Origin of the sequence: Desulfomicrobium apsheronum (genome assembly GCF_900114115.1) — a bacterium.
Classification (GTDB): Bacteria; Desulfobacterota; Desulfovibrionia; order Desulfovibrionales; family Desulfomicrobiaceae; genus Desulfomicrobium; species Desulfomicrobium apsheronum.
In genome coordinates this window covers 70,948-90,165 of sequence record NZ_FORX01000008.1, presented here as the reverse complement: position 1 = coordinate 90,165, position 19,218 = coordinate 70,948, and the positions used below count along the sequence as shown (strand labels likewise).

At 60.9% G+C, this 19,218-nt stretch carries 23 protein-coding genes, 1 tRNA gene and 1 riboswitch; of the genes, 6 read left to right on the top strand and 18 right to left on the bottom strand.

Annotation, left to right across the window (positions count from 1 at the left end; genetic code table 11):
* Positions 1-85: 85 nt before the first annotated feature.
* From BMZ40_RS09670 to BMZ40_RS09660, 3 genes are all read right to left on the bottom strand, one after another.
* Positions 86-556, bottom strand: a complete 471-nt coding sequence (locus tag BMZ40_RS09670; RefSeq protein WP_092374702.1) for an outer membrane lipoprotein — start codon at positions 554-556, stop codon at positions 86-88.
* Between the two features lie 128 nt (positions 557-684).
* A complete protein-coding gene (locus BMZ40_RS09665) occupies positions 685-1,623 on the bottom strand; it encodes a hypothetical protein (protein WP_092374699.1) in 939 nt (312 codons plus the stop codon).
* Entirely contained in the window at positions 1,620-2,840 is a 1,221-nt protein-coding gene (locus BMZ40_RS09660) for an L-serine ammonia-lyase (RefSeq protein ID WP_092374696.1), read from the bottom strand. Before BMZ40_RS09660 ends, BMZ40_RS09665 begins: the two co-directional genes overlap by 4 nt.
* 122 nt (positions 2,841-2,962) lie before the next feature.
* Between BMZ40_RS09660 and BMZ40_RS09655 the strand changes: the two genes are divergently transcribed.
* The 3 genes from BMZ40_RS09655 to BMZ40_RS09645 all read left to right on the top strand — a co-directional run bounded on the left by BMZ40_RS09655 (position 2,963) and on the right by BMZ40_RS09645 (position 3,940).
* A complete protein-coding gene (locus tag BMZ40_RS09655) occupies positions 2,963-3,217 on the top strand; it encodes an HP0495 family protein (RefSeq protein WP_177193095.1) in 255 nt (84 codons plus the stop codon).
* 314 nt (positions 3,218-3,531) lie between these two features.
* A tRNA-Lys gene (locus BMZ40_RS09650) sits at positions 3,532-3,607 on the top strand.
* 57 nt (positions 3,608-3,664) lie between these two features.
* A complete protein-coding gene (locus tag BMZ40_RS09645; protein ID WP_342707890.1) occupies positions 3,665-3,940 on the top strand; it encodes a Fic family protein in 276 nt (91 codons plus the stop codon).
* Between the two features lie 55 nt (positions 3,941-3,995).
* Here the strand turns inward: BMZ40_RS09645 and BMZ40_RS09640 are convergent, their stop codons facing one another.
* Positions 3,996-5,168: a multidrug effflux MFS transporter gene (locus BMZ40_RS09640; protein ID WP_092374690.1), complete on the bottom strand. Its 1,173-nt coding sequence runs from the start codon at positions 5,166-5,168 to the stop codon at positions 3,996-3,998.
* A 171-nt stretch (positions 5,169-5,339) separates the two neighbouring features.
* Between BMZ40_RS09640 and BMZ40_RS09635 the strand changes: the two genes are divergently transcribed.
* Positions 5,340-5,807 carry a hypothetical protein gene (locus BMZ40_RS09635; RefSeq protein ID WP_092374687.1) on the top strand — a complete coding sequence of 156 codons (468 nt, stop codon included), beginning with the start codon at positions 5,340-5,342 and terminating at the stop codon, positions 5,805-5,807.
* Between the two features lie 260 nt (positions 5,808-6,067).
* Here BMZ40_RS09635 and BMZ40_RS09630 read toward each other — a convergent pair whose 3' ends face one another.
* Positions 6,068-6,394: a PilZ domain-containing protein gene (locus BMZ40_RS09630; RefSeq protein WP_092374684.1), complete on the bottom strand. Its 327-nt coding sequence runs from the start codon at positions 6,392-6,394 to the stop codon at positions 6,068-6,070.
* A gap of 291 nt (positions 6,395-6,685) precedes the next feature.
* Positions 6,686-7,594 carry an FUSC family protein gene (locus tag BMZ40_RS09625; protein WP_092374681.1) on the bottom strand — a complete coding sequence of 303 codons (909 nt, stop codon included), beginning with the start codon at positions 7,592-7,594 and terminating at the stop codon, positions 6,686-6,688.
* A 436-nt stretch (positions 7,595-8,030) separates the two neighbouring features.
* On the opposite strand from BMZ40_RS09625, the gene BMZ40_RS20045 reads away from it, so the two are divergent.
* Positions 8,031-8,924, top strand: coding sequence for an APC family permease (locus BMZ40_RS20045; RefSeq protein WP_218143760.1), 894 nt, complete (start codon positions 8,031-8,033; stop codon positions 8,922-8,924).
* Positions 8,816-9,379 (top strand): amino acid permease, encoded by a 564-nt coding sequence (locus BMZ40_RS20040; protein ID WP_218143759.1) that lies wholly within the window; start codon positions 8,816-8,818, stop codon positions 9,377-9,379. The genes BMZ40_RS20045 and BMZ40_RS20040 overlap by 109 nt, the downstream gene beginning before the upstream one ends.
* Positions 9,380-9,484: 105 nt before the next feature.
* Here the strand turns inward: BMZ40_RS20040 and BMZ40_RS09615 are convergent, their stop codons facing one another.
* The 12 genes from BMZ40_RS09615 to siaA form a co-directional block, all read right to left on the bottom strand.
* On the bottom strand, positions 9,485-10,420 hold the full coding sequence (locus tag BMZ40_RS09615) for an ABC transporter substrate-binding protein (RefSeq protein WP_092374678.1): 936 nt from the start codon (positions 10,418-10,420) through the stop codon (positions 9,485-9,487).
* 233 nt (positions 10,421-10,653) lie between these two features.
* The gene (locus BMZ40_RS19180; protein WP_143075583.1) at positions 10,654-10,977 is read right to left on the bottom strand and encodes a hypothetical protein; all 324 of its coding nucleotides are present in this window, start codon (positions 10,975-10,977) and stop codon (positions 10,654-10,656) included.
* Complete coding sequence (locus BMZ40_RS09610; protein ID WP_092374675.1) at positions 10,974-11,348, bottom strand: hypothetical protein; 375 nt, start codon at positions 11,346-11,348, stop codon at positions 10,974-10,976. Before BMZ40_RS09610 ends, BMZ40_RS19180 begins: the two co-directional genes overlap by 4 nt.
* Positions 11,345-12,094, bottom strand: coding sequence for an ABC transporter permease (locus BMZ40_RS09605; protein WP_092374672.1), 750 nt, complete (start codon positions 12,092-12,094; stop codon positions 11,345-11,347). The genes BMZ40_RS09610 and BMZ40_RS09605 overlap by 4 nt, the downstream gene beginning before the upstream one ends.
* Positions 12,091-12,852, bottom strand: coding sequence for an ABC transporter ATP-binding protein (locus tag BMZ40_RS09600; RefSeq protein ID WP_092374668.1), 762 nt, complete (start codon positions 12,850-12,852; stop codon positions 12,091-12,093). The genes BMZ40_RS09605 and BMZ40_RS09600 overlap by 4 nt, the downstream gene beginning before the upstream one ends.
* Before the next feature lie 2 nt (positions 12,853-12,854).
* Positions 12,855-13,670 carry a bifunctional hydroxymethylpyrimidine kinase/phosphomethylpyrimidine kinase gene (gene thiD / locus BMZ40_RS09595; RefSeq protein WP_092374665.1) on the bottom strand — a complete coding sequence of 272 codons (816 nt, stop codon included), beginning with the start codon at positions 13,668-13,670 and terminating at the stop codon, positions 12,855-12,857.
* Positions 13,667-14,302, bottom strand: a complete 636-nt coding sequence (gene thiE / locus BMZ40_RS09590) for a thiamine phosphate synthase (protein ID WP_092374662.1) — start codon at positions 14,300-14,302, stop codon at positions 13,667-13,669. Before thiE ends, thiD begins: the two co-directional genes overlap by 4 nt.
* Positions 14,295-15,110: a hydroxyethylthiazole kinase gene (gene thiM, locus BMZ40_RS09585; RefSeq protein WP_092374659.1), complete on the bottom strand. Its 816-nt coding sequence runs from the start codon at positions 15,108-15,110 to the stop codon at positions 14,295-14,297. Before thiM ends, thiE begins: the two co-directional genes overlap by 8 nt.
* 69 nt (positions 15,111-15,179) lie before the next feature.
* Positions 15,180-15,270: riboswitch (TPP riboswitch) on the bottom strand.
* A gap of 36 nt (positions 15,271-15,306) precedes the next feature.
* Positions 15,307-16,101 carry a biofilm regulation diguanylate cyclase SiaD gene (siaD, locus tag BMZ40_RS09580; RefSeq protein WP_218143758.1) on the bottom strand — a complete coding sequence of 265 codons (795 nt, stop codon included), beginning with the start codon at positions 16,099-16,101 and terminating at the stop codon, positions 15,307-15,309.
* On the bottom strand, positions 16,098-16,475 hold the full coding sequence (gene siaC, locus BMZ40_RS09575) for a biofilm regulation phosphoprotein SiaC (protein WP_092374656.1): 378 nt from the start codon (positions 16,473-16,475) through the stop codon (positions 16,098-16,100). The genes siaD and siaC overlap by 4 nt, the downstream gene beginning before the upstream one ends.
* A gap of 28 nt (positions 16,476-16,503) precedes the next feature.
* Positions 16,504-17,040, bottom strand: coding sequence for a biofilm regulation protein kinase SiaB (gene siaB, locus BMZ40_RS09570; RefSeq protein WP_092374653.1), 537 nt, complete (start codon positions 17,038-17,040; stop codon positions 16,504-16,506).
* Positions 17,037-19,088, bottom strand: a complete 2,052-nt coding sequence (gene siaA, locus BMZ40_RS09565) for a biofilm regulation protein phosphatase SiaA (RefSeq protein ID WP_177193094.1) — start codon at positions 19,086-19,088, stop codon at positions 17,037-17,039. The genes siaB and siaA overlap by 4 nt, the downstream gene beginning before the upstream one ends.
* Between the last annotated feature and the right edge of the window lie 130 nt (positions 19,089-19,218).

The window sequence follows — 19,218 nt, the reverse complement described above, 5'->3', positions numbered from 1 at the left end:
TTTTTCGCTTCCTTGCATCTTACCATTTTTGAACGGCCTGTGAATTTTGTATTATTGAGCAGTCAGCCAAAAGCGTTCGGGAAAGTTACTTCTGGACCCTGGACGAGCCGTCGTTGGCACGCAGTACGCGCACTCTTTCACCGGCATAGAATTCCATGTCGGCTTCCTGAACCACGCTCAGGATCTCGCCGGTATCGAGTTCCACCGTTATTTCAAGGGCGTTTTTTCTGGTCACGCCCTCTTCGGCCATGGCGCCTGCGGCCGCGCCGCCCAGGGCACCGACCACCGCGCCGAGCACCTGGCCACGGCCGCCACCGACCATGCTACCGAGGACGCCGCCGGTCACGCCGCCGCCCACCGCTCCGATTCCGCTCTTTGTGCCTTCGAGCTGCACGGCACGGACGGATTGCACGGTCCCGTAATTGACCCGCATTTCCTGCATGGCTTGGTCACGGGAATACACCTGTGCCGAACGGCTGGAGGCGCAGGACGTGAGCAGGCCGGTACTTGCGATCAGTAAGAGGCAAAGAATGAGCAATGTTTTGTTATGGCGCATACGAAGCTCCTGGGTTGCAATTTGAAGGCGGGTGTTTTTTGTTCCACGCATGGGAAGGGAGTCATGGAAACAACTTATAGTGGTTTGGCGATGGTGGTCAAGGATTCGCCGCGCCGCTTGCAGCCGGTTCATGGAGTGGGCATTGCCGGTGCCGCGCTTTGCGCGGTGCGATCATGGGGCTTGAGCGCTTCAAGAAGGACCGCCTCGGGGTCGGCGATGTTTTTGGCACGCAGCACCTTCAGGAATTTTTCATAGAGAGTGTCCAGATCCACGTACTGCGCCACGGATTTGTACTCAGGCATGGTCAGCACGGAAGAATAGACCGGCAGATTGTCCGCGTCGTGGCCGTTTAGGACCACGAGAGAAAACTTGCGTCCCTCGATCTCGAAATCCAGCTTGAATTCCTTGATGTCGGTGTTGGTGATGGTGTTCAGGTTCGAGATGGACTTGGCGCGGGCAAAGATGCCGGAGATGATGCGCAGGCTGTCCTTTTTCATCTGGGCCAGGGCTTCGCGTTCGGAAAGCTCGATGAGCAGGATGGACTTGTTCAGCTCGTAGTAGATGTCCTCGAAAATGTTGTTCTTTTTGAGTTCGTCGTAGAGGGTTTCGAAGTCGGCGTGGTTGATCCTGCGGAAATGGGACATGTCCGGTCGTTCGTTTTCCACGGCTTCGAAATCGTCGCACACGTAGGGCACGATGGACGTTGTCTCGTAGAGATAGAACTCAAGGCCGATGGCTCCTTCCTCTTCCAGGATGGCGGACACCGACAGGTCGGCCAGAAGTGTCCCGCCGTCGATTTCAAGGCCGTAATCGGCATAGGTCTGACGCAGCCGTGGGTCGGACGCGTCGATGACGTAGTTGTAAATGGGGTAGGCCAGGCCGTCCTGGTCGTGGATGGCCAGTTCCTTCCAGGAAGCGAAACGGGTCGCGACCATGTGCTGAAAGATCTTCTTTATGAATTTTTTCAGGCACATCGTGAAGAGTTTGAGTTCCTTGCCACGGCTGGTCGGTTCTTCTGATTCCCTGGTGGTAGGCAGCTCTTCGAAATCTTCTTCATCTCTCTTCATGCGGATCCTCGTTTTTCCTTGCGTTCGCCATATGCTTTGGCCAGGCCCCCGTGGGATGTTTCCCGATAGAGGCTTGGCAGGTCGTGTCCTGTTTCTTTCATGACTCGCACCACTTCGTCAAAGGGGATGCGGTGCGAGCCGTCCGATAAAAGCGCCATGTGCGCGATGCTGATCGCCTTAGAGGCGGCCATGGCGTTGCGTTCGATGCAGGGTATCTGGACCAGCCCCCCGACGGGGTCGCAGGTCAGGCCCAGGTGATGCTCAAGTCCCATCTCGGCGGCATATTCGATCTGGCGGATGGTGCCGCCCATGAGCTGGGCGGCGGCCGCAGCGGCCATGGCGCAGGCCGAACCGACCTCGCCCTGGCAGCCGACTTCGGCCCCGGAGATGGACGCGTTGTTTTTTATGATCAGCCCGATCAGTCCGGCTGTGGCCAGCGCCTGCAGGATGGATCTGGGTCTGGCCTTCATGTTTTCCTTCAGGTAGCGCAGCACCGATGGCAACACGCCGCTCGCGCCGCAGGTCGGCGCTGTGACGACGGTCCCTCCGGAGGCGTTCTCTTCGGACACCGCGAGGGCGTATGCGGCCAGAAGTCCGGTCCGGCGCATCTCGGCTCCGCCAAGCAGGGTCTTCTGGTGGTACGAGCTGGCCTTGCGGGCCAGTCCAAGGCCGCCAGGCAGGACGCCCTCGGTGGTCAGGCCCCGTTCCACGCAGCTTTGCATGGCGGCCCGGATCTCTTCAAGGAAGTTCCAGATGTCCTCGCCTTCGTGACGGGCCACGAATTCCCAGTAGGTGATGCCTTCTTCGCCGCAAAGCTCCATGATTTCCGTGAGACTCTGCAACGGATAGATCTGGGGCGTTGCGAAGGTGGAGCCCCTGTCGCGCAGGGCGCCGCCGCCGATGCTGAAAACCGTCCAGCTGTCGAGCACCCGGCCGTTTTCGTCCAGGGCCGTGAAGTCCATGGCGTTGGGATGTTCGGGCTGCTGCCGGTCCTGTGCCCAGAGAATTTCGACGGGAAAGGGTGCCAGGGCTTCCCGGATGGCCTTGTCGGTGAGATGCCCCTTGCCGGTGGCGGCAAGGCTCTCGTACAGGACTACCTGAAAGGAGGCCGCCCCCTTGACGCGGGCCCGAAACTGCTCGGCGGCGAGCTTGGGGCCCATGGTGTGGCTGCTGGAAGGACCTGCGCCAATTCGATATATTTCCCGGATGGATTCCATCCGCACCTCGTCATGTGGAAATTTGGTATTGACTGTCCGAAAAAGCTTGGGCCATGGAATCCGTCACGGACGCTGGTCCTTGGACTAGCTGTACCGCACACATCCGTCAACAAGGAGCCCCCATGAATAAGCCGGAACTCGAGTTTCCCCTGCACTGGGAGTACAAAATCATAGCCGTGCGCAGCGACGAAGCCTTCGCCGCCATCCTCGATGTCATTAAAAGTCATGGCTTCACTGAAACTCCCCGCGCCAGCAACGTCTCCCGCAATGGTTCCTACGTGACCTATACCGTACGCATGCACATCGAAAGCCGTGAAATCCTCGACAGCCTTGGCGTCGCCCTGGCGGGTTGCGAGGGCGTTAAGTATCTGCTTTGATTGTTTGCGGATGGTGAATAGTGAATGGTGAATAGTGAATGGTGAGTGGTGAGTGGACAAAGGCGGGGCGGTGGTCGCTCTGGGTGGTCTTTGGGTCCGAATAGTCTGGGGTTTTGTTAAATTATCTTTAATTTCAGATTGTTGCGCTAAAAATCTCCCTCTTTTTTCTCCAATCACCACTGACAATTCACCATTCACTAATTTTCCCCTTGACGGGCAACCTGGAAAACCGTAGAAGCCTTTTCGTTGTCGGCGCAAAGCAAGTTTTAGAGCTAATACTTTGACATAATTTGCATATTCCGATTCAACACGCCGGGCCAATAGCTCAATTGGTAGAGCATCTGACTCTTAATCAGCAGGTTCAAGGTTCGATTCCTTGTTGGCCCACCAGCTTAAGCAACAAACCCGTCAAGGACACAACGTCTTTGACGGGTTTTCTTGTTTCAGATGATTCTGGAGACGAGTTCTTCCGTCACCCCCCAAGTCACCCCCCCCCAAGTCGGCGAGCTTCTTGCGGCGCTTCGTGTGGAGATGAGCCGCGAAGCCCTGCAGTCCGCCCTGGGGCTCAAGGATCGCAAATCGTTCCGCGAGCGGTATCTGGGGCCTGCGTTGGCCGAAGGCCTGGTTGAAATGACCATCCCCTCCAAACCAAGGAGCCGTCTGCAGAAGTACCGCCTGACCGGAAAGGGGCGGCGATTTGTGGCGGATTCGGCCAATGAATAATCTCTCTAGACCATTCCTGAGCATCTTGGCAGCCAAGCATTAATTAAAGAAATCATCACTCCTGCGGCGCTCGTCCCAGCCTCGGCAGTAATACCAAGACCAGGGCGCTGGTGACAACGCCCACCAGGGCCAGGGTCAGGATCTTGTTGTCCCAGGGCAGGGCGATGAACCACATGGCCGTGGCACCGCCCACGAAATACGTGAACATGATGAGGGAGGCCGCCGATCCGGCGTCCTGTTTGACCTGTTCGAGCAGGAAGTTGCTGCTCGGCGGGCGCGTCATGCCAAGGCTCAGGGTCAGGCAGGCCATGGGCCCGGCCATGCCCCAGGGGCCGAGGCCGGAACACAGGGCCAGGACCGCCGAGCTGACCAGGATTCCGGCATAGCCGAACAGGATGATGCGAAATCCGGGCATGCGCCTCAGCAGCCTGCCGCAGATCCAGAATCCGAGCATGAGCGCGGCTGAATTGAAGGCGAAGAAATAGCTGTATTCCTGCTCGCTGAGACCGAAATAGGTCACGAAGATGAAGGAAGAGCCGCCGATGAAGCAGAAAAGCGGGGTCATGCCCAAGGCGATGAGGGTGCATTGCGTCATGAAGCGCAGGTTGCACATGAGCCGCAGGTAGCCGCCCATGACCTGGGCCAGGGTGCGGGTCGTGGCCGGGGCCGGTTCCTTGAGTCTCCAGACACCACAGATGGCCACGACGCCAAGGACCATCTGGGCGAGGAAGATGGCGGACCAGTCGGCGAAGGTGAGCATTATTCCGCCCAGCACGGGCGCGAGCATGGGGGCCAGGGAAACTATGACGGCCATGTGGGCCAAGGCCCGCTCGCGTTCCGCGCCCACGAAATAGTCCTTGGTCATGGCCAGGGACAGGGTTGCCGCCGAGGCCGCGCCCATACCCTGCAGGATGCGCCCCACGATCAGAGCCGTGGGGCTCTGGGCTTGGGCGCAGACCAGACAGGAAAGGACATAGAGGGATATGCCGCCCAGGAGCACGGGCTTTCGTCCATAGCGGTCCGAGAGGGGACCGTAGAAGAGCAGGGCCAGGCTGAAGCTGATGAAAAAGCCGACCAGGGTCAGGTTGATGATCGCTTCCGTGGTCTGCCAGGCCTCGACCATGGTGGGCAGGGCCGGCAGATACATATCCGTGGACAGCGGCGGAAAGGCCGCGAGCAGGGCCAGAATGAGCAGGGCTCGTATTTTGAGTGGGGCTGGTATTGTCATGGTATTTTTTGGGTGGTTTGAGGGCTTCGCCTACTCTGCGTGTGTAGGGCAGGCAAGTAAAACTCTGGGGCATTTTTTTTGGTCCCATGCGGACGGGCAGCTTTGAGCCTTTCGGTGGAACAATCTCTGCACCATGATATTCATGCAGGAAGATTTTTCCGGAGGTATCACATGAGCATCGCACCCCTGGCCGCCCTCGGCATCGCCAAGACGGCCTTCTCGATCATAGGCTCCCTGGCCGACGCAATGAAGCGTCCCGGACCCGAATCCACCGGAAGCGCCATGACCGCAGCTCCGGCGCAGGAGTCCCTGTGGCATCAGATCGGCAAGGAAGTGGATCCAGGTTCCATGACCAGGGACGAGCTGGCCAAGGTCTCGTCCATGCTCTACGACAATGGCCTGATCAGTCTGCGCGATCATGCGACCATGAGCTTTGATCCCAGCTTCGCGGGTTCCTCGAACCTGCTCACGGCAGCCGACGGATCGGGGCGCGTGGACTGGATGGCCGAGTTTCAGGCCCGCCTGGCCAAGCACAAAGCCGATGGCGACAGCTCCTCTGTCGCCCAGGACGAGCGCGTGCTGGACATCCTCTCGCGTTTGCAGGCCGGATCAAAGGGCGTGACCTCGATCAGGGTCTGACCCGGCAAGGTTTTCCCGTTTCCCAATTATTCGCGTCTGTCGGCCAAGGGGTTCATGTGCGTGCTGTCGAAGTGCGCGACCGTGGGCTGCGATGATTTGAAGGGTCAGGGCCTTGATGGGCATCAGGCGTGAAAACGGCAATGGCCTGATGGCCCGGCGCGGGGTTTACGGCGCTGGCCGGGCATGGGCCGAAGATTTGTTGATCCGATGCCTGCTTTCAGGAAATGCCGAGCGGCCCCGGATATCTTAGAGGCGCATGTCTATCTCCAGTCCTTTCGCGGCGCAGTGGTCACAAGTTGCACGCCCGCCTGAAAAAAGCCGGACCATCCTCCTTCTTCTTTTTTGCACCAGCGTATGAAACCTGTCAGAAAGGTGCTGCTCTCGTAGTCCACGGTTCCCCTCAACTCGTCGGCAAGATAGATGTTCACGGGTACGTCCCCCACGGGAATCTCGCAATCCATTTCAAGCAGCAGGCCATCCGGGCTTTGATTGATGATCCTGGCCGGGCAGGGGGTGTCCAGAGATGGGGAAACGATAGCGCAGCGCTGGAGGCTTGCGGTTCTGTTGTATTTTCTGTTTTCAGACATGTTGAGCTCCGCGTGTGGAAAATTGGCGAAAGGTTGCGTGCGCGGCGCTGTCCGGCAACGCGTGATGGCAACGTCCTGAAAAAGGCGTTGTTTTTTTCAGACGCATATGCGTTTTTTATCACAATGCCAACATGTTGTCGGACATTGGCCGCGCAGCTTCCGGAACAGCGCCAGGGCAAGAGGGCGGCGCGTTGGCGCTGATTCGTGCCGGGCAGTCGATAAAAAAGGGCGTCCGTGCATCGTGAAAGACGCGCGGCCGCCCGTGCATGGGGGGCGTGAGCCCGACCTCGTCTAGACCTCTGCGTTCAGCTCATCGAGTGGGGTCTCGGACTGCGCTCCGGTGCTTTCTGCGCCCGTGTTCATGTTCCTGTATATCTCCAGAAATTTGGCGTAGGCCGCGCCGTTGCCCCGGGGCTCGCTCAGTGGCGGCAACTCGGCGGCGGCTGTAACATCGCCGTGCAGCGCGGTCAGGCTTTGCGTGAACCAAGCCTCAAGTTCCTGCATCTCGGCCTTGAAGGCCGTGAGGCCGGGATTCTCGGTTTCGGCAATTTCTTCCCCAGTTTCCTCCGTCGGCGCTTCCTCCATATCCGCTGCTACCTGTCCTGGCAGCTGTTCCTCGGAAGCGAGTTCGCCTTCATTTTCAAGCAGCTCGGCCAGCTCCGGTTCGGTGCCCTCCTGCTCTTGCGGCACGGCAGCCGCAGCCAGTCCGGCGAAGGCTCCTTGCAGCGATTCAAGCAGCTCGGAAAACCTGGAGTTTATGTCCGAAAGTGTGGTGGACAGCGGCGTCTGTTCGGCCTTCGCCTCTTCGAGCAATTGCTCGATATCGGCCGAAAAGGCTCCGGCCAGCTCCTCGGCCTGCCCGGACAGGCCGTGCTCTTCTCCGAGAACGCCCAGTCTTGCGGCCAGATCGCCAAAAAGTTCAGTGCTTGCGCCTTCGAAGTCGTTGGCTGCATTTTGCGCGGCGACCTGCTGGAGCTCGTCGTGAAAATTGATGCGCAGCCGCACGTCAGCCACTCCCTGGAAATGTCCGGCCTGCAACAGGCGAATCACCCCTTTGCTCTCTTGCCCGTCGCCGGTGGCGGGCGGAGGGGTGAGCTCCATTTCGGCTGTTTTGACCGGCTTTTCCGTGGCGTTATTCTTGCGTTCGACATGGTTGACCGTCATCCATGCTTGCTGATTTCCAGCGCCTTGCACGTTCATGATCTTCGCTCCTTGGAAAATTGCCTATTTCCCTTCTTATCGGCCGTAAGGCGAGAATTCTTTACCCACCAGGCTTCTGTGGATGCAAAGGTCATGCTCGCGGGGATGGGCCTCCATGCGGCAAGAGCCAGGCCCCTTGAAATTTTTTGAAATCGAGAGGTTGCGGCATCGAAATATTTTTATGCATTATCCGCGTTTACAATGTCTCCTTCATCGGTTACGGCCCCTCTGCATCTTTTGTCCAATGGACCGCTTCAGACTTTGAGAATTGTCTCCACGAAAGCATGACGTTTGGATAATTCGGCTATTGGATTTTATCCATGAAGCGGTTGCAGTGTCTTAAAAAGGCGTTGCATGAGCCAACAGACAATATTTTTTCGATAATATATTATTTTGCAGGAAGCATTGATTCTGAAACGATAAGGAGAATGGGACAATGGGATCTGAGTTGAACAAAAAGTTCGGCCTTTTTACCGCGATTGCGATGGTCGTAGGCATTGTCATCGGCAGCGGCGTCTTTTTCAAGGCGGAAAAAATTCTCACCGCCACCGGCGGCAATCTGCCTCTCGGGATTCTTGCCTGGATCATCGGCGGATTCATCATGATCTCTTGCGCCTACACATTCTCTCTCATGGCCACCAAGTATGAGCGGGTGAATGGCATCGTCGACTACGCCGAGGCCGCCATGGGCAAGAAGTACGGCTATTACGTCGGCTGGTTCATGGCCCTCATTTACTATCCGACCCTGACCGCCGTCCTGGCCTGGGTCTCGGCCCGCTACACGGCCGTGCTTTTTGGATGGGACATCACCGGGGGCGAGTGCATGACCATCTCCGGCTTCTTTCTGGTGGCCAGCTACGCCCTGAACGCGCTGTCGCCCGTCCTGGCCGGAAAATTTCAGGTCACCACGACCGTGATCAAGCTCATCCCGCTGTTGCTCATGGCGGTGGTCGGCACCGTCTTCGGCCTGGACAACGGCATGATAATGCAGAATTTCACCACTTCCGTGGTCGAAGTCGATCCGGTCATCGCGATATTCACCGCCGTCGTGGCCACGTCCTTTGCCTACGAGGGCTGGATCATCGCCACCAGCATCAACGCGGAGCTCCGGGATTCCAAGAGGAATCTCCCCCTGGCTCTGATGGTGGGCACCTTCACGGTCATGGTCGTGTACATACTGTACTACGTCGGCCTGGCGGGCGCGGTCACCACCAGACCCTCATGGAAGGCGGCCAGGAAGGCGCCAAGCTGGCCTTCGAGACCGTCTTTTCAAGCCTTGGTGGAACGCTCATCTTCGTCTTTGTCATCATTTCCTGCCTTGGTACCCTGAATGGCCTGATGCTCGGATGCACGCGCGGCATCTACTCCATCTCCGCCAGAAACCAGGGTCCGCGTCCGTTCATGTACAAGCAGATCGACAACGCCACGAACATGCCCACCAACTCCGCCGTGCTTGGGCTGCTGCTGTCCGCATTCTGGCTGGTGTACTTTTACGGGGCGAACCTCACCAAACCGTGGTTCGGGTTTTTCTGCTTCGATCCCTCGGAACTTCCGATCGTCACGATCTATGCCCTGTACATCCCGATTTTCGTGGTGTTCATGAAAAAGGAAGCCGATCTTTCGGTGTTCAAGCGCTACGTCATGCCCTCTCTGGCGATATTCGGCAGCCTGTTCATGATGTTCGCCGCCTGTTTTTCGCATGGCATGGCCGTTGTGGCCTACCTTGTCATCTTCGGCGTGATCATGCTGGGAGGAGCTTTCTTTTCGCGGGAGCGCGAGTTTTAGGCGCCTTGTCCGGGATTTTTCTTTCCGGTCAATAAACGAAGCCGGGCGGCAGCGATTCAGCTGCCGCCCGGCTTCGTTCATTCAGGATAGGGTCTGTCGGTCCGCTCAGCGCAATTCCACCGCCCATGTCTCAAGCTCGGGCACATTGGTCACGATCTCTTCACGCATCAGAAATTCCGCGAAGCGGATGTAGCGCTTGTTGTCCAGAGCCCCTGGGCGCAGGGCGAAGCGGGGCAGGGTGTCCCGCCAGGCGCGGCGGTTCAGTTCGTCGTCCAGGCTGGAACGCTCGCCGGAGACGAAGAGCTTCCAGCTCTCCTCGGGATGATTGATCAGGTACTGCACCCCTTCCTCCAAGGCATCGACAAAGGCGCGCAGCTTGGGGGCCGTCACGTTCTTGCTGGACGCCACGAGGATCAGTTCATCGTAGGCGGGCACTCCGTATTCCTCCACAAAAAAAGCCCGTCCAGGGCGCCCCTCGATATCCATCTGGTTCAGTTCGAAGTTGCGGAACGCACCGATGACCGCGTCGGTCTGGCCCGTGAACAGCGACGGGGACAGGGAGAAATTGACGTTGACCAGCTTGACGTCGGCCATGGTCAGGCCCTCTTTTTCGAGCATCACCTTCAAGAGCGCGGTCTCGAATCCGCCCACGGAATAGCCGACGGTCTTGCCCTTCAGGTCGGCGATGGACTTGATGGGCCCATCCTCAAGCACGACCAGGGAGTTGAGCGGCGTGGCCACCAAAGTGGCGATGCGCGTGAGGGGCAGGCCTTCCGCCACCTGCATCTGGTGCTGATGCTGGTAGGACACGGCAATGTCGGCCTTCCCGGCGGCCACGAGCTTGGGCGGGTCGTTGGGGTTGGAAGGCGCGATGATTTCCACCTCAAGGCCGTGATCCTTGAAGAAGCCTTTCTCCAGGGCCACGTAAAGGGGCGCGTGGTCGGGGTTGACGAACCAGTCCAGCAGCACGGTCAGCTTTTCGGCCTGGGCCTGGGTGGCGCAGAGGAGGAGGGTTGCGAGGATGAGGGCGATTTTTTTCATGTGGGTATCCTTATGGTTTGGAGAATGTGAAAAGGTTTGTGGCAGTGCGGGCGTGAGTCGGATTGTTCTGGTCGGGGAGGGTTGGTGGTAGCGCGGACGCGAGTCGGGTCGCTCCGGGCGGGGGGCCGCCAAAACTCCTTCGCGGGCCTCGTAATGTTTTCCCGTCGCTCCTGCCGGACAACGGATAGCGCTTTGGACGGCCGCGACGGGAAAACAAACGATGCCTGGCTCAGTCAGACAGTTGCCGGCCCCCGCTCGGAGCGACCCGACTCGCTGGGCAGCGGTGGAGCAAAACAAGGTGGAATTTTTGTTTTCATGCTTCGGCACCAAGGTTTCGCGCCCTTATCAGGGTCATTCCCGCGCAGGCGGGAATCCATCTTCGCCAGGGCCAGAAAGGCATGAATCCCCATCTGCGCGGGGATGTCCCATGCGTGAGCATTTGTCTTCATTGCATCCCATGTCTCGGCTACCAGAAAAGCAGCTTGGCTCCCCGTCCAGAGCGACCCGACTCGCTGGGCAGCGGTGGGAGCAAAACAAGGTGGAATTTTTGTTTTCATGCTACGCGCCAAGGTTTTGCGTCCTTATCAGGGTCATTCCCGCGCAGGCGGGAATCCATCTTCGCCAGGGCAAGAAAGGCATGAATTCCCATCTGCGCGGGGATGTCCCATGCGTGAGCATTTGTCTTCATTGCATCCCATGTCTTGGTTGCCAGTAAACCAGCCTGGCTCCCCGTCCGGAGCGACACGACTCGCTGGGCAGCGGTGGGAGCAAAGCACGGCGGAATTTTTGTTTTCATGCTACAGCACCAAGGTTTCGCGCCCTTATCAGGGTCATTCCCGCGCAGGCGGGAATCCATCTTCGCCAAGGCCAGAAAGGCATGAATCCCCATCTGCGCGGGGATGTCCCATGCGTGAGCATTTGTCTTCATTGCATCCCATGTCTTGGCTGCCAGTAAACCAGTCTGGCCAGCAGCCGGTCGATTATGAAATAGAGCGCCAAGGACGTGGCCGCCAGAACGGTCAGGGCCGCGAACATGACGTCGATCTGCATGCGGGCGTTGGCGTGGAGCATGTAGAAGCCAAGGCCCGCGCTGGACCCGACCCATTCCCCGACCACGGCTCCGATGGGCGCCACGGCCGTGGCCACGCGCAGGCCTGCCGCGAAGGCGGGCAGGGCCGAGGGGATGATGATGGTGCGCAGCACGGCCAGGGGCCTTGCGCCCATGATGCGGGCCAGCTCCAGCAGGTCTGGCTCGGTGCGCTGCATGCCCGAGTAAAAGGATGACGCCACCGGGAAGAAGATGATCAGCACCGCCATGGCAACTTTGGAGGCCATGCCGTAGCCAAGCCACAGCACCAGGATGGGAGCCAGGGCGAAGACCGGGATGGCCTGGCTGATCACCAGCACGGGCAGCATCCAGCGCTTCAGCAGCGGCGAGAGGATCATGACCAGGGCCGCGCTGCTTCCAAGGACTGTGCCCAGGGCCAGACCGAGCAGGATCTCGGCCAGGGTCGTGCCCAAGTGCGAGAGGAGCAGCGGGAATTTTTCGATCAGGGCCGTGGCGACGGGCAGGGGGCCGGGCAGGATGTACGGCGGAGCCCCGGTCAGGATGACCAGAACCTGCCACAGGATCACAAAGCCTGTCGCAAGGATGAGGGGACGCAAGAAGTTCATGCCGCATCTCCGTTCATGAGACGTCTGAGCAGCCCCGCGTACAGTCCGGTCACTTCGGAACTTCCAGCCTCGCGCGGGGGCGGCCCTGTGGGCTTCATGGTTTCGAGCACGCGCACCGGCGTGCCCCCGAGCACGATGATTTCGTGGCCCAGGCGCAGGGCCTCCATGGGATCGTGGGTGACCAGTACCACGGTCGCGCCAGCGGTCAGGCGCGCTGAAAGGTTCTGCAGCCGCACGCGGGTCAGGGCGTCCAGGGCGGAGAAGGGTTCGTCCATGAGGATGACGGGGCGCTCCTCCATGAGGGTGCGCAGGAGCGCTCCGCGCTGACGCATGCCTCCGGACAGGGCTTCCGGCAGTTTGCCCTCGTATCCGGTCAGGCCCGCCTCGTGGATCAGTTCCAGGGCCCTGGCCCGCTTTTCGGGTGAGAGTTCGCCCCGGAGCCTGGCTCCGAGCAGGACGTTGTCCCGCAGGGTCAGCCAGGGCAGGAGCAGGTCGTTCTGGCTCATCCAGGCCACCTGTGCCGAGGCTGTCCCGCCGGAGCCAAAACGGACCTGCCCGGAAAAGTCGAGGTTTGGAGCACCGGCCATGAGCTTCAGGAGGGTCGATTTGCCGCATCCGCTCGGGCCCAGGATGCAGGTCGTCCGGCCGCCCCCGAGGGTCAGATTCAGGTCCGCGAACAGCGGTCGGCCCTCGAAATCGAGGGAGATGCCTTCAAGGGCGATGCCTGGCGCGGCCTGCGCGGTGGCGGGAGCGTGCACGGCTATTTGAAGAACCGGTGGAAGTGATGCACAGGCCCGTGTCCATGGCCGATGACGTAGGCGGCTCCGGCCCGGATGGCTTCGCTGATGTATTCCTTGGCGTTGCGCACGGCCGTTTCCATGTCTTCGCCCTTGGCCAGGTTCGAGGCGATGGCCGAGGACAGGGTGCAGCCCGTGCCGTGGTTGTTGCGGGTCTGGATGCGTACGCCCGGCAGGGTCACGACGCGTTTTTCCGGCCCGATGTAGAGGATGTCGTCGCTGTCGCCCGACTCCAGATGCCCGCCCTTGACCAGCACGCTCCCCCTGCCCATGGCCGCGAGGTCCGCCAGCGCTTCCATGGCCACCGCCTGCGTGGCGATGTCCCGCCCGAGCAGCACCGAGGCTTCGGGCAGGTTGGGCGTGATGAGCGTGGCCATGGGGATGAGTTCCGACTTCAGGGCGTCGATGGCTTCGTCCTGCAACAGCTTGTCGCCGCTCTGGGCGACCATGACCGGGTCGAGCACGATGATCCCCACCCCGTGCCTGGCCAGCCCCCTGGCCACGGTGCGGATCAGTTCCGGGGAGAAGAGCATGCCGATCTTCACCGCGTCGGCCCCGATGTCGCAAAGCACCGCGTCCATCTGCGCGGCCACGAATTCGACGGGCACGGCGTGGATGCCGGTCACGCCCAGGGTGTTCTGGGCGGTCAGGGCGGTGATGACGCTGGCCCCATAGCAGCCGTGGGCCGCGATGGTCTTGAGGTCGGCCTGGATTCCGGCCCCGCCCCCGCTGTCGGATCCGGCGATGGTCAGTACGCGGTGATATTTGCGCTGGTTCATGAAAGCTCCTTGGCTGCGCGGATGATGGTTCTGAGTCGAGAGGCAGCCTCTTTTGGATCAGGGGCGGAGACGATGGCCGAGACCACGGCGATGCCGTCGCATCCGGCGCGGATGACTTCGGCCGCGTTGTCCGGGCCGATGCCGCCGATGCCGACCAGGGGCAGGGACACGGCCGCGCGGATGGCGGCCACGCCGTCAAGGCCCAGCGCCGGGGCTGTGTCGGTTTTGGTCGGGGTGGCAAAGACGGGGCTTATGCCCACATAGTCCGCGCCTTCGGCCTGGGCGCGGATCGCGTCCGCCACGCACTCGGCCGAGATGCCGATGAGCATGTCCGGACCCGTCAAGCGACGGGCGTCGGCGATGAGCATGTCGGTTTGGCCCAGGTGCACGCCGTCGGCGCTTACGGCCAGGGCCACGTCGATGCGGTCGTTGATGATGAGCGGGACGCCGGTTCCGACCAGCAATTCACGCACGGCCCGAGCTTCGGCCACGAATTCGCGGGTCGCGCAGCGTTTTTCCCGCAGCTGCACGCAGGTCACTCCCCCGGCCACGGCGGCGCGGACGATGTCCAAAGTGGAGCGGCCAAGAGACAGCTCTCGGTCCGTGACCAGGTACAGGGACAGATCAGGCATGGTGTTCCTCGCGGATGCGGCATTCCCTGGCCAGGTCCTCGGGTGTGAGATTGAAGAGGGCGTCCAGAAGATGGATCTGAAAGGAGCCGGGGCCGGCGGCCAGCGCTCCCGCCCTCTCTCCGGCCACCCCCAAAAAGGCCAGGGCCGAGGCGGCGGCGGAGACGGGATCGGGGTCCACCGCGTGGAAGGCGCCGACCAGGGCCGTGGCCGAGCAGCCCGTGCCCGTGACGCAGGGCATGAGCGAGTGCCCGCCTTCGATGACCAGCGTGCGTCGTCCGTCGGTGACCAGATCGGTGGGTCCGGTGATGGCCAGGGTGGTGCCCAGTTCGCGGGCCAGGGCTCCGGCGGCCTTGGCCGCGTCCTCGATGGAGTCAGTGGAGTCCACGCCCTTGGTGGCCGCGTTCTGTCCGGCCAGGGACAGAATCTCGGAGGCGTTGCCACGCACCACGCTGACCTTTGTCCAGGCCAGGATGGATTTTGCGGTCTCGGTGCGCAGGGTCGTCGCCCCGGAGCCCACCGGATCGAGGATGATGGGCTTGCCGAGCGCCGTGGCCCTGCGTCCGGCCTTGAGCATGGCCGCCACCCAGACATCGGTCAGCGTGCCTATGTTCAGCACCAGCGCCCCAGCGTAGGCAACCATCTCTTCGACTTCATTTTCGGCATGGGCCATGACCGGAGACGCGCCGCAGGCCAGAAGGGCGTTGGCGGTGTAGTTCATGACCACGAAATTGGTGATGTTGTGAATAAGCGGTTTGGTCTGTCTGAGGGCGCGCAGGTTGTCTGCGGCCTTGCGGGCAAAATCGGACACGGTGCACCTCGCACTGCTGTTGATATTTGGGTCAGCAGGGGCGAGGAATGGGGGGATTGGCCTGTCAGGGCCTCAAGTCTTGCAATTCCCTTCGCTGGCATGATCCAGATCAGGTTCAACGGGTATCATCTCAGGCTCCTCGCCACCCCTGCAAAAACTGATTTCTGGCTAGGACAAGCGGGATTGGCTGTCAAGCTCACTCCCCGACGGCACAGTTTCGCCCGGCGTCCTTGGCCTTGTAGAGGGCCTGGTCCGCGCGCAGCAGGGTCGTGTCCACGGGTTCTCCGGGCCTGTGAATCGTGAAGCCGATGCTGACCGTGGGGGCGGGAATTTCGTCGCGGATTCTTTGAGCCCCGATCACGGACTGGCGCAGCCGTTCCGCCACGACCGGAGCGCTGGTTGCGTCGCAGGCCGGGAAGAGGAACAGAAATTCCTCTCCGCCCCAGCGCGCGCACAGGTCGTATTCACGCAGCGAAAGTTCCAGGGCCCGGGCCACGGCCTGGAGCAACTGGTCTCCGGCGGCGTGTCCGAAGTTGTCGTTCACTTCCTTGAAATGGTCGATGTCCGCGATCATGACCGCGAATCCGCCGTCGGGCTTCCGCGTTGCCCGGGAAGCGGCTTCCTCCAGACGCATGGTCATGTAGCGGCGGTTGGGCAGGCCTGTCAGGGAATCGTAGTTGGAGGCGTGCTCCAGGCGTTCCTTGAGCTGATGCAGCATGGTCTGGTACTGGTCGCTGATGCGCACGATTTTTTCCAGCTGCCGGACTTTCTTTTCGTAATTGGCCAGATAGCCTTGGCTGCGTTCGCGTTCGGCGGCCTGAAAACGGTCCGCGATGTGGGTCAGCCGGTCCAGCAGGCGCTGTTGGTCGAGGTAACGCTCAAAGAGCGTTTCAAGCGCCTTCTTCCACCCCTCCGGAGGCGCGTCAGCGGCGAGAATGGCCTCGATGCGCGGCTCAAGGCTGTCTTCGGGCGGACACTGCGTCATGTTCATGACCTCGGGGCGATGGTGAAGGGAAAGGTGCAGTCTTCCTTGAATTCCTCGGCCAGTTCGCCGACGCGTTCGTTTTCCGGATCATAGCTCCAGGCGACGCTGACCGGTCGTCCGCCCTGGTGGGATTCCTCCAGGCGGTCGAAGATGTCCATCATGGCCCGGATGCTACTGGTGTTGAGATAGATCAGTTCCAGGTCGAAGGCCAGGGGGCGGTCGTCATTCTTCAGAAAATCATCGATCCAGTCGATGATCGGCTGAAAGAATTCAAAGGGATTCTCGGGATATGAATCTCCGGCCATGAAGACACGTCCCTGCTCGTTGTCGGCGCGGACCATCGGGGTGCTGGGTGTCTGGGCGATATCTAGATTGTTCATGCTTTTCTCGTACTTATTTTGAGTCTTTCTACAGTACGACGCGCAGGCTCAGGAAGCTTCGCGTCGCGTCGATGTCGCGCACCGTGACGGTCAGGGGCCGCGAGGCCTTGCGGGCCATGTCGATGATCCCCAGACCCGCGCTGCCGTTCAAGCCTTCGCGCGGCTGGCGCAACTGGGTCTTGAAGAGGGCCTTGAGCGCGGCGCGGTCCAGGACCGCCAGTCCGTCCACGCGATCCTTCAGGGTGGCTCCGTCCTCGCGGGTGACGACATTGCCCGCGCTGATCACGTAATGTTCATCCTCGCGGGACACGACGATGGCCGCGCTGGCCGCGCCGGTCAGTTTCGGATGCTGGTCCGCGTAACGACGGATGTTCTGGGTCATTTCTATATAAACGGAAAAAATGTCGGCCACGGCACTGGGCGCTTCCTGCTGATGGTTGAGGTAATCGCGCAGGGCGCGGCCGATCTCCTCGATCAGGGCGGCGTTGATGGGGCCGTTGAAGCAGACCATGATCTGTTGACGATCAAAAATTTCGCGCAGGTCGTAAAGGTCGGGTGTGCTCATGAAGCGGTCTCCTTGGAGGAATCAGCCGGCGTTTGGTCGAAACGAAAGGCCAGCACGGTGATGTCGTCGCGTTGCGGGTAATCTCCACGGTATTCTTGCAGGGCGGTGGTCAGGGCCTTTTCCTGGGTTTCGAGCGCAAGGCCCGAGTGGGCTTCAAGCCAGTTCACGAAGCCGCTTCGACCGAAAGGCAAGCCTCTTTGTCCCCCGGATTGGTCCAGAATTCCGTCCGTGACAAGATAAAAAACGGTGTCCGGTTCAAGGTCCAGTGTTCGGCAGGTGAAGCTTCTGGACCGGCGGTCGTTGATTCCGCCCCGGTCTCCCCGGAAATGCTCGACCTGTGCTCCCCTGGCCGTGAAGAGGTCGATGTGGGCTCCGGCGAAATGAACCTTGCGGGTTTCCCATTCAACGTAGCACAGCCCGATGTCCATGGACGTGGCCAGGCGCTCCAGGCGTTTGGTGTCCGGCATCATGGCGCGCACGGCCTTGTCCGCGCTCTCAAGCAGCGCGGCCGGGTTGTTCCAGCTCTGTTCCAGGGTAGCGCGTTCCAGGGCCGCGTGAGCGATCATGGTCATGAAGGCTCCGGGCACTCCGTGACCGGCGCAGTCGATGACCCCGAACAGACAGCCCTCGGCCCGTTCCCGGTACAGATAGAAATCGCCGCCGACAACGTCGCGCGGATGCCAGACCACGAAATACTGTCCGCGCAGGTGCTCGCAGAGTTGTCGGTCCGGAAGGATGACCCGCTGGATGAGGCTCGCGTAGCGGATGCTCTCCGTCAGCTGGCGATGCGTGTCCGTCAGCCGTGCATGGGTTGTCTCCAGCTGGGCCGTGCGTTCGGCCACGCGCTGTTCAAGCTCCCGGGTGTGCGCCTGGACCTGGGATGCCATGCTGTCGAAGGCGCGCGACAGGGCTCCGAGTTCGTCGTTCCGGCTCGATTGCAGCCGGGTGTCGTAGCGCCCTTCGGCGATCCTGCGGGCCGAATCGGTCAGGACCAGCAGCGGATGCAGGACAAGGCGGTCAAAGCCCAGGGTCAGGGTCAGAATGACCAGCAGCAGAATCACCGCGCCTCCGGCCAGGGCCAGGCGAATGATGTCCGAGGACAAAATGCCCTCGGCCGCCGGATTGACACTGCTGACCACGGTCCAGCCGAGTTCCGGAAGATGCGCCAGGGCCATCATGCGCGTGCCCTGCTTGGTTTCGACCTGTAGCGGAAGCACTTGCGTGCCCCTGCGTCCGGTCTCGGCCAGGGCGCGAGCGAACGCCTCTTGATCGCGACTCTCGCTCAGTTCGGCGAAAACTGTCCGGGCGGTGTCCTGCTTGCCCATGGCTCCATATTCGATCCTGTCCGGATCCGGATGGGCCACGATGCGTCCCTGCCCGTCGATGATGAAGCTCATGGCCCCGGCCGAACGGGGGGCGAGCATGGTCCTTAGGAACCTGTCCAGCTGCATGCCGGTGCCGACCAGCCCGAGGGGCATTCCCGCTGCGTTGCGCACCTGCACGTTGATCCACAGGTTGGTCACCTTCAGGGTGGCGTCGGGGTTGACGTTCAGGGTGTAGGGGATCGGAACTTCCATGGTCGAAAAGTACCACGCGTCGGCCGCCTTGTCCGTATCCAGCGTGTAGCGGTATCTGGCGCTTGGGCTTTTGGGATCGGCGTAATAGTAGGCCAGGGTGCGGTGGTGTATGACGAAATAGGTCTGGTCGGCGAAGGCCTGGCGAAATCCCGCCGCCTCGGCCAGAAAACGGGAGCGGGCCGAAGGCTCCTGTTCTTTCAGCAGCCAGTCCTTCAGGGCGCTGAGATCCGCGAAACGCTGTGCGATGGCCAGTTCGCGGCCTACCAGGGCCTGGATTTTTTCACGGGTAAGCTGCGCCTCGGCAACGGCCAGTCTGCGGCTCAAGTCCGTGGTCAGATCGTTCAGAACCCTTTGCCCCACCGCGACGGAGAGCAGCAGGACAGCCGTCGATATGACCAGCAGCAGGGTGCCGACTTTGCGGCGCAGGCCGGAGGCGCGTTGGTCGGAAGGGAGTGTGGTGGAGGTGTTCATGGCGCCTGCCTGCGAGGTTTGTCGAGCGATTTGGGCTGATGGAGTTTGTGCTAAATTTTCAGCACATTGCAATGACAATGAGCCGGTGTCAACGCAGGATGCCGTCAGGGTGCGCGGTACGTACATTTGG

Bases quoted from the DNA above. Each gene is read 5' to 3' on its own strand.
- thiE (WP_092374662.1), bottom strand. From the start codon at position 14,302: ATGCCTGATCTGTCCCTGTACCTGGTCACGGACCGAGAGCTGTCTCTT.
- BMZ40_RS09630 (WP_092374684.1), bottom strand. From the start codon at position 6,394: ATGTCTGAAAACAGAAAATACAACAGAACCGCAAGCCTCCAGCGCTGC.
- BMZ40_RS19180 (WP_143075583.1), bottom strand. From the start codon at position 10,977: ATGAAAACAAAAATTCCACCTTGTTTTGCTCCCACCGCTGCCCAGCGA.
- BMZ40_RS09660 (WP_092374696.1), bottom strand. From the start codon at position 2,840: ATGGAATCCATCCGGGAAATATATCGAATTGGCGCAGGTCCTTCCAGC.
- BMZ40_RS09670 (WP_092374702.1), bottom strand. From the start codon at position 556: ATGCGCCATAACAAAACATTGCTCATTCTTTGCCTCTTACTGATCGCA.
- thiD (WP_092374665.1), bottom strand. From the start codon at position 13,670: ATGAACCAGCGCAAATATCACCGCGTACTGACCATCGCCGGATCCGAC.
- siaC (WP_092374656.1), bottom strand. From the start codon at position 16,475: ATGAACAATCTAGATATCGCCCAGACACCCAGCACCCCGATGGTCCGC.
- BMZ40_RS09605 (WP_092374672.1), bottom strand. From the start codon at position 12,094: ATGAACTTCTTGCGTCCCCTCATCCTTGCGACAGGCTTTGTGATCCTG.
- BMZ40_RS09610 (WP_092374675.1), bottom strand. From the start codon at position 11,348: ATGAAGACAAATGCTCACGCATGGGACATCCCCGCGCAGATGGGGATT.
- BMZ40_RS09655 (WP_177193095.1), top strand. From the start codon at position 2,963: ATGAATAAGCCGGAACTCGAGTTTCCCCTGCACTGGGAGTACAAAATC.
- BMZ40_RS09640 (WP_092374690.1), bottom strand. From the start codon at position 5,168: ATGACAATACCAGCCCCACTCAAAATACGAGCCCTGCTCATTCTGGCC.
- BMZ40_RS09645 (WP_342707890.1), top strand. From the start codon at position 3,665: ATGATTCTGGAGACGAGTTCTTCCGTCACCCCCCAAGTCACCCCCCCC.
- BMZ40_RS09635 (WP_092374687.1), top strand. From the start codon at position 5,340: ATGAGCATCGCACCCCTGGCCGCCCTCGGCATCGCCAAGACGGCCTTC.
- siaB (WP_092374653.1), bottom strand. From the start codon at position 17,040: ATGAGCACACCCGACCTTTACGACCTGCGCGAAATTTTTGATCGTCAA.
- siaD (WP_218143758.1), bottom strand. From the start codon at position 16,101: ATGAACATGACGCAGTGTCCGCCCGAAGACAGCCTTGAGCCGCGCATC.
- BMZ40_RS20045 (WP_218143760.1), top strand. From the start codon at position 8,031: ATGGGATCTGAGTTGAACAAAAAGTTCGGCCTTTTTACCGCGATTGCG.
- BMZ40_RS09665 (WP_092374699.1), bottom strand. From the start codon at position 1,623: ATGAAGAGAGATGAAGAAGATTTCGAAGAGCTGCCTACCACCAGGGAA.
- BMZ40_RS09615 (WP_092374678.1), bottom strand. From the start codon at position 10,420: ATGAAAAAAATCGCCCTCATCCTCGCAACCCTCCTCCTCTGCGCCACC.
- BMZ40_RS09625 (WP_092374681.1), bottom strand. From the start codon at position 7,594: ATGAACGTGCAAGGCGCTGGAAATCAGCAAGCATGGATGACGGTCAAC.
- BMZ40_RS20040 (WP_218143759.1), top strand. From the start codon at position 8,816: ATGGAAGGCGGCCAGGAAGGCGCCAAGCTGGCCTTCGAGACCGTCTTT.
- siaA (WP_177193094.1), bottom strand. From the start codon at position 19,088: ATGAACACCTCCACCACACTCCCTTCCGACCAACGCGCCTCCGGCCTG.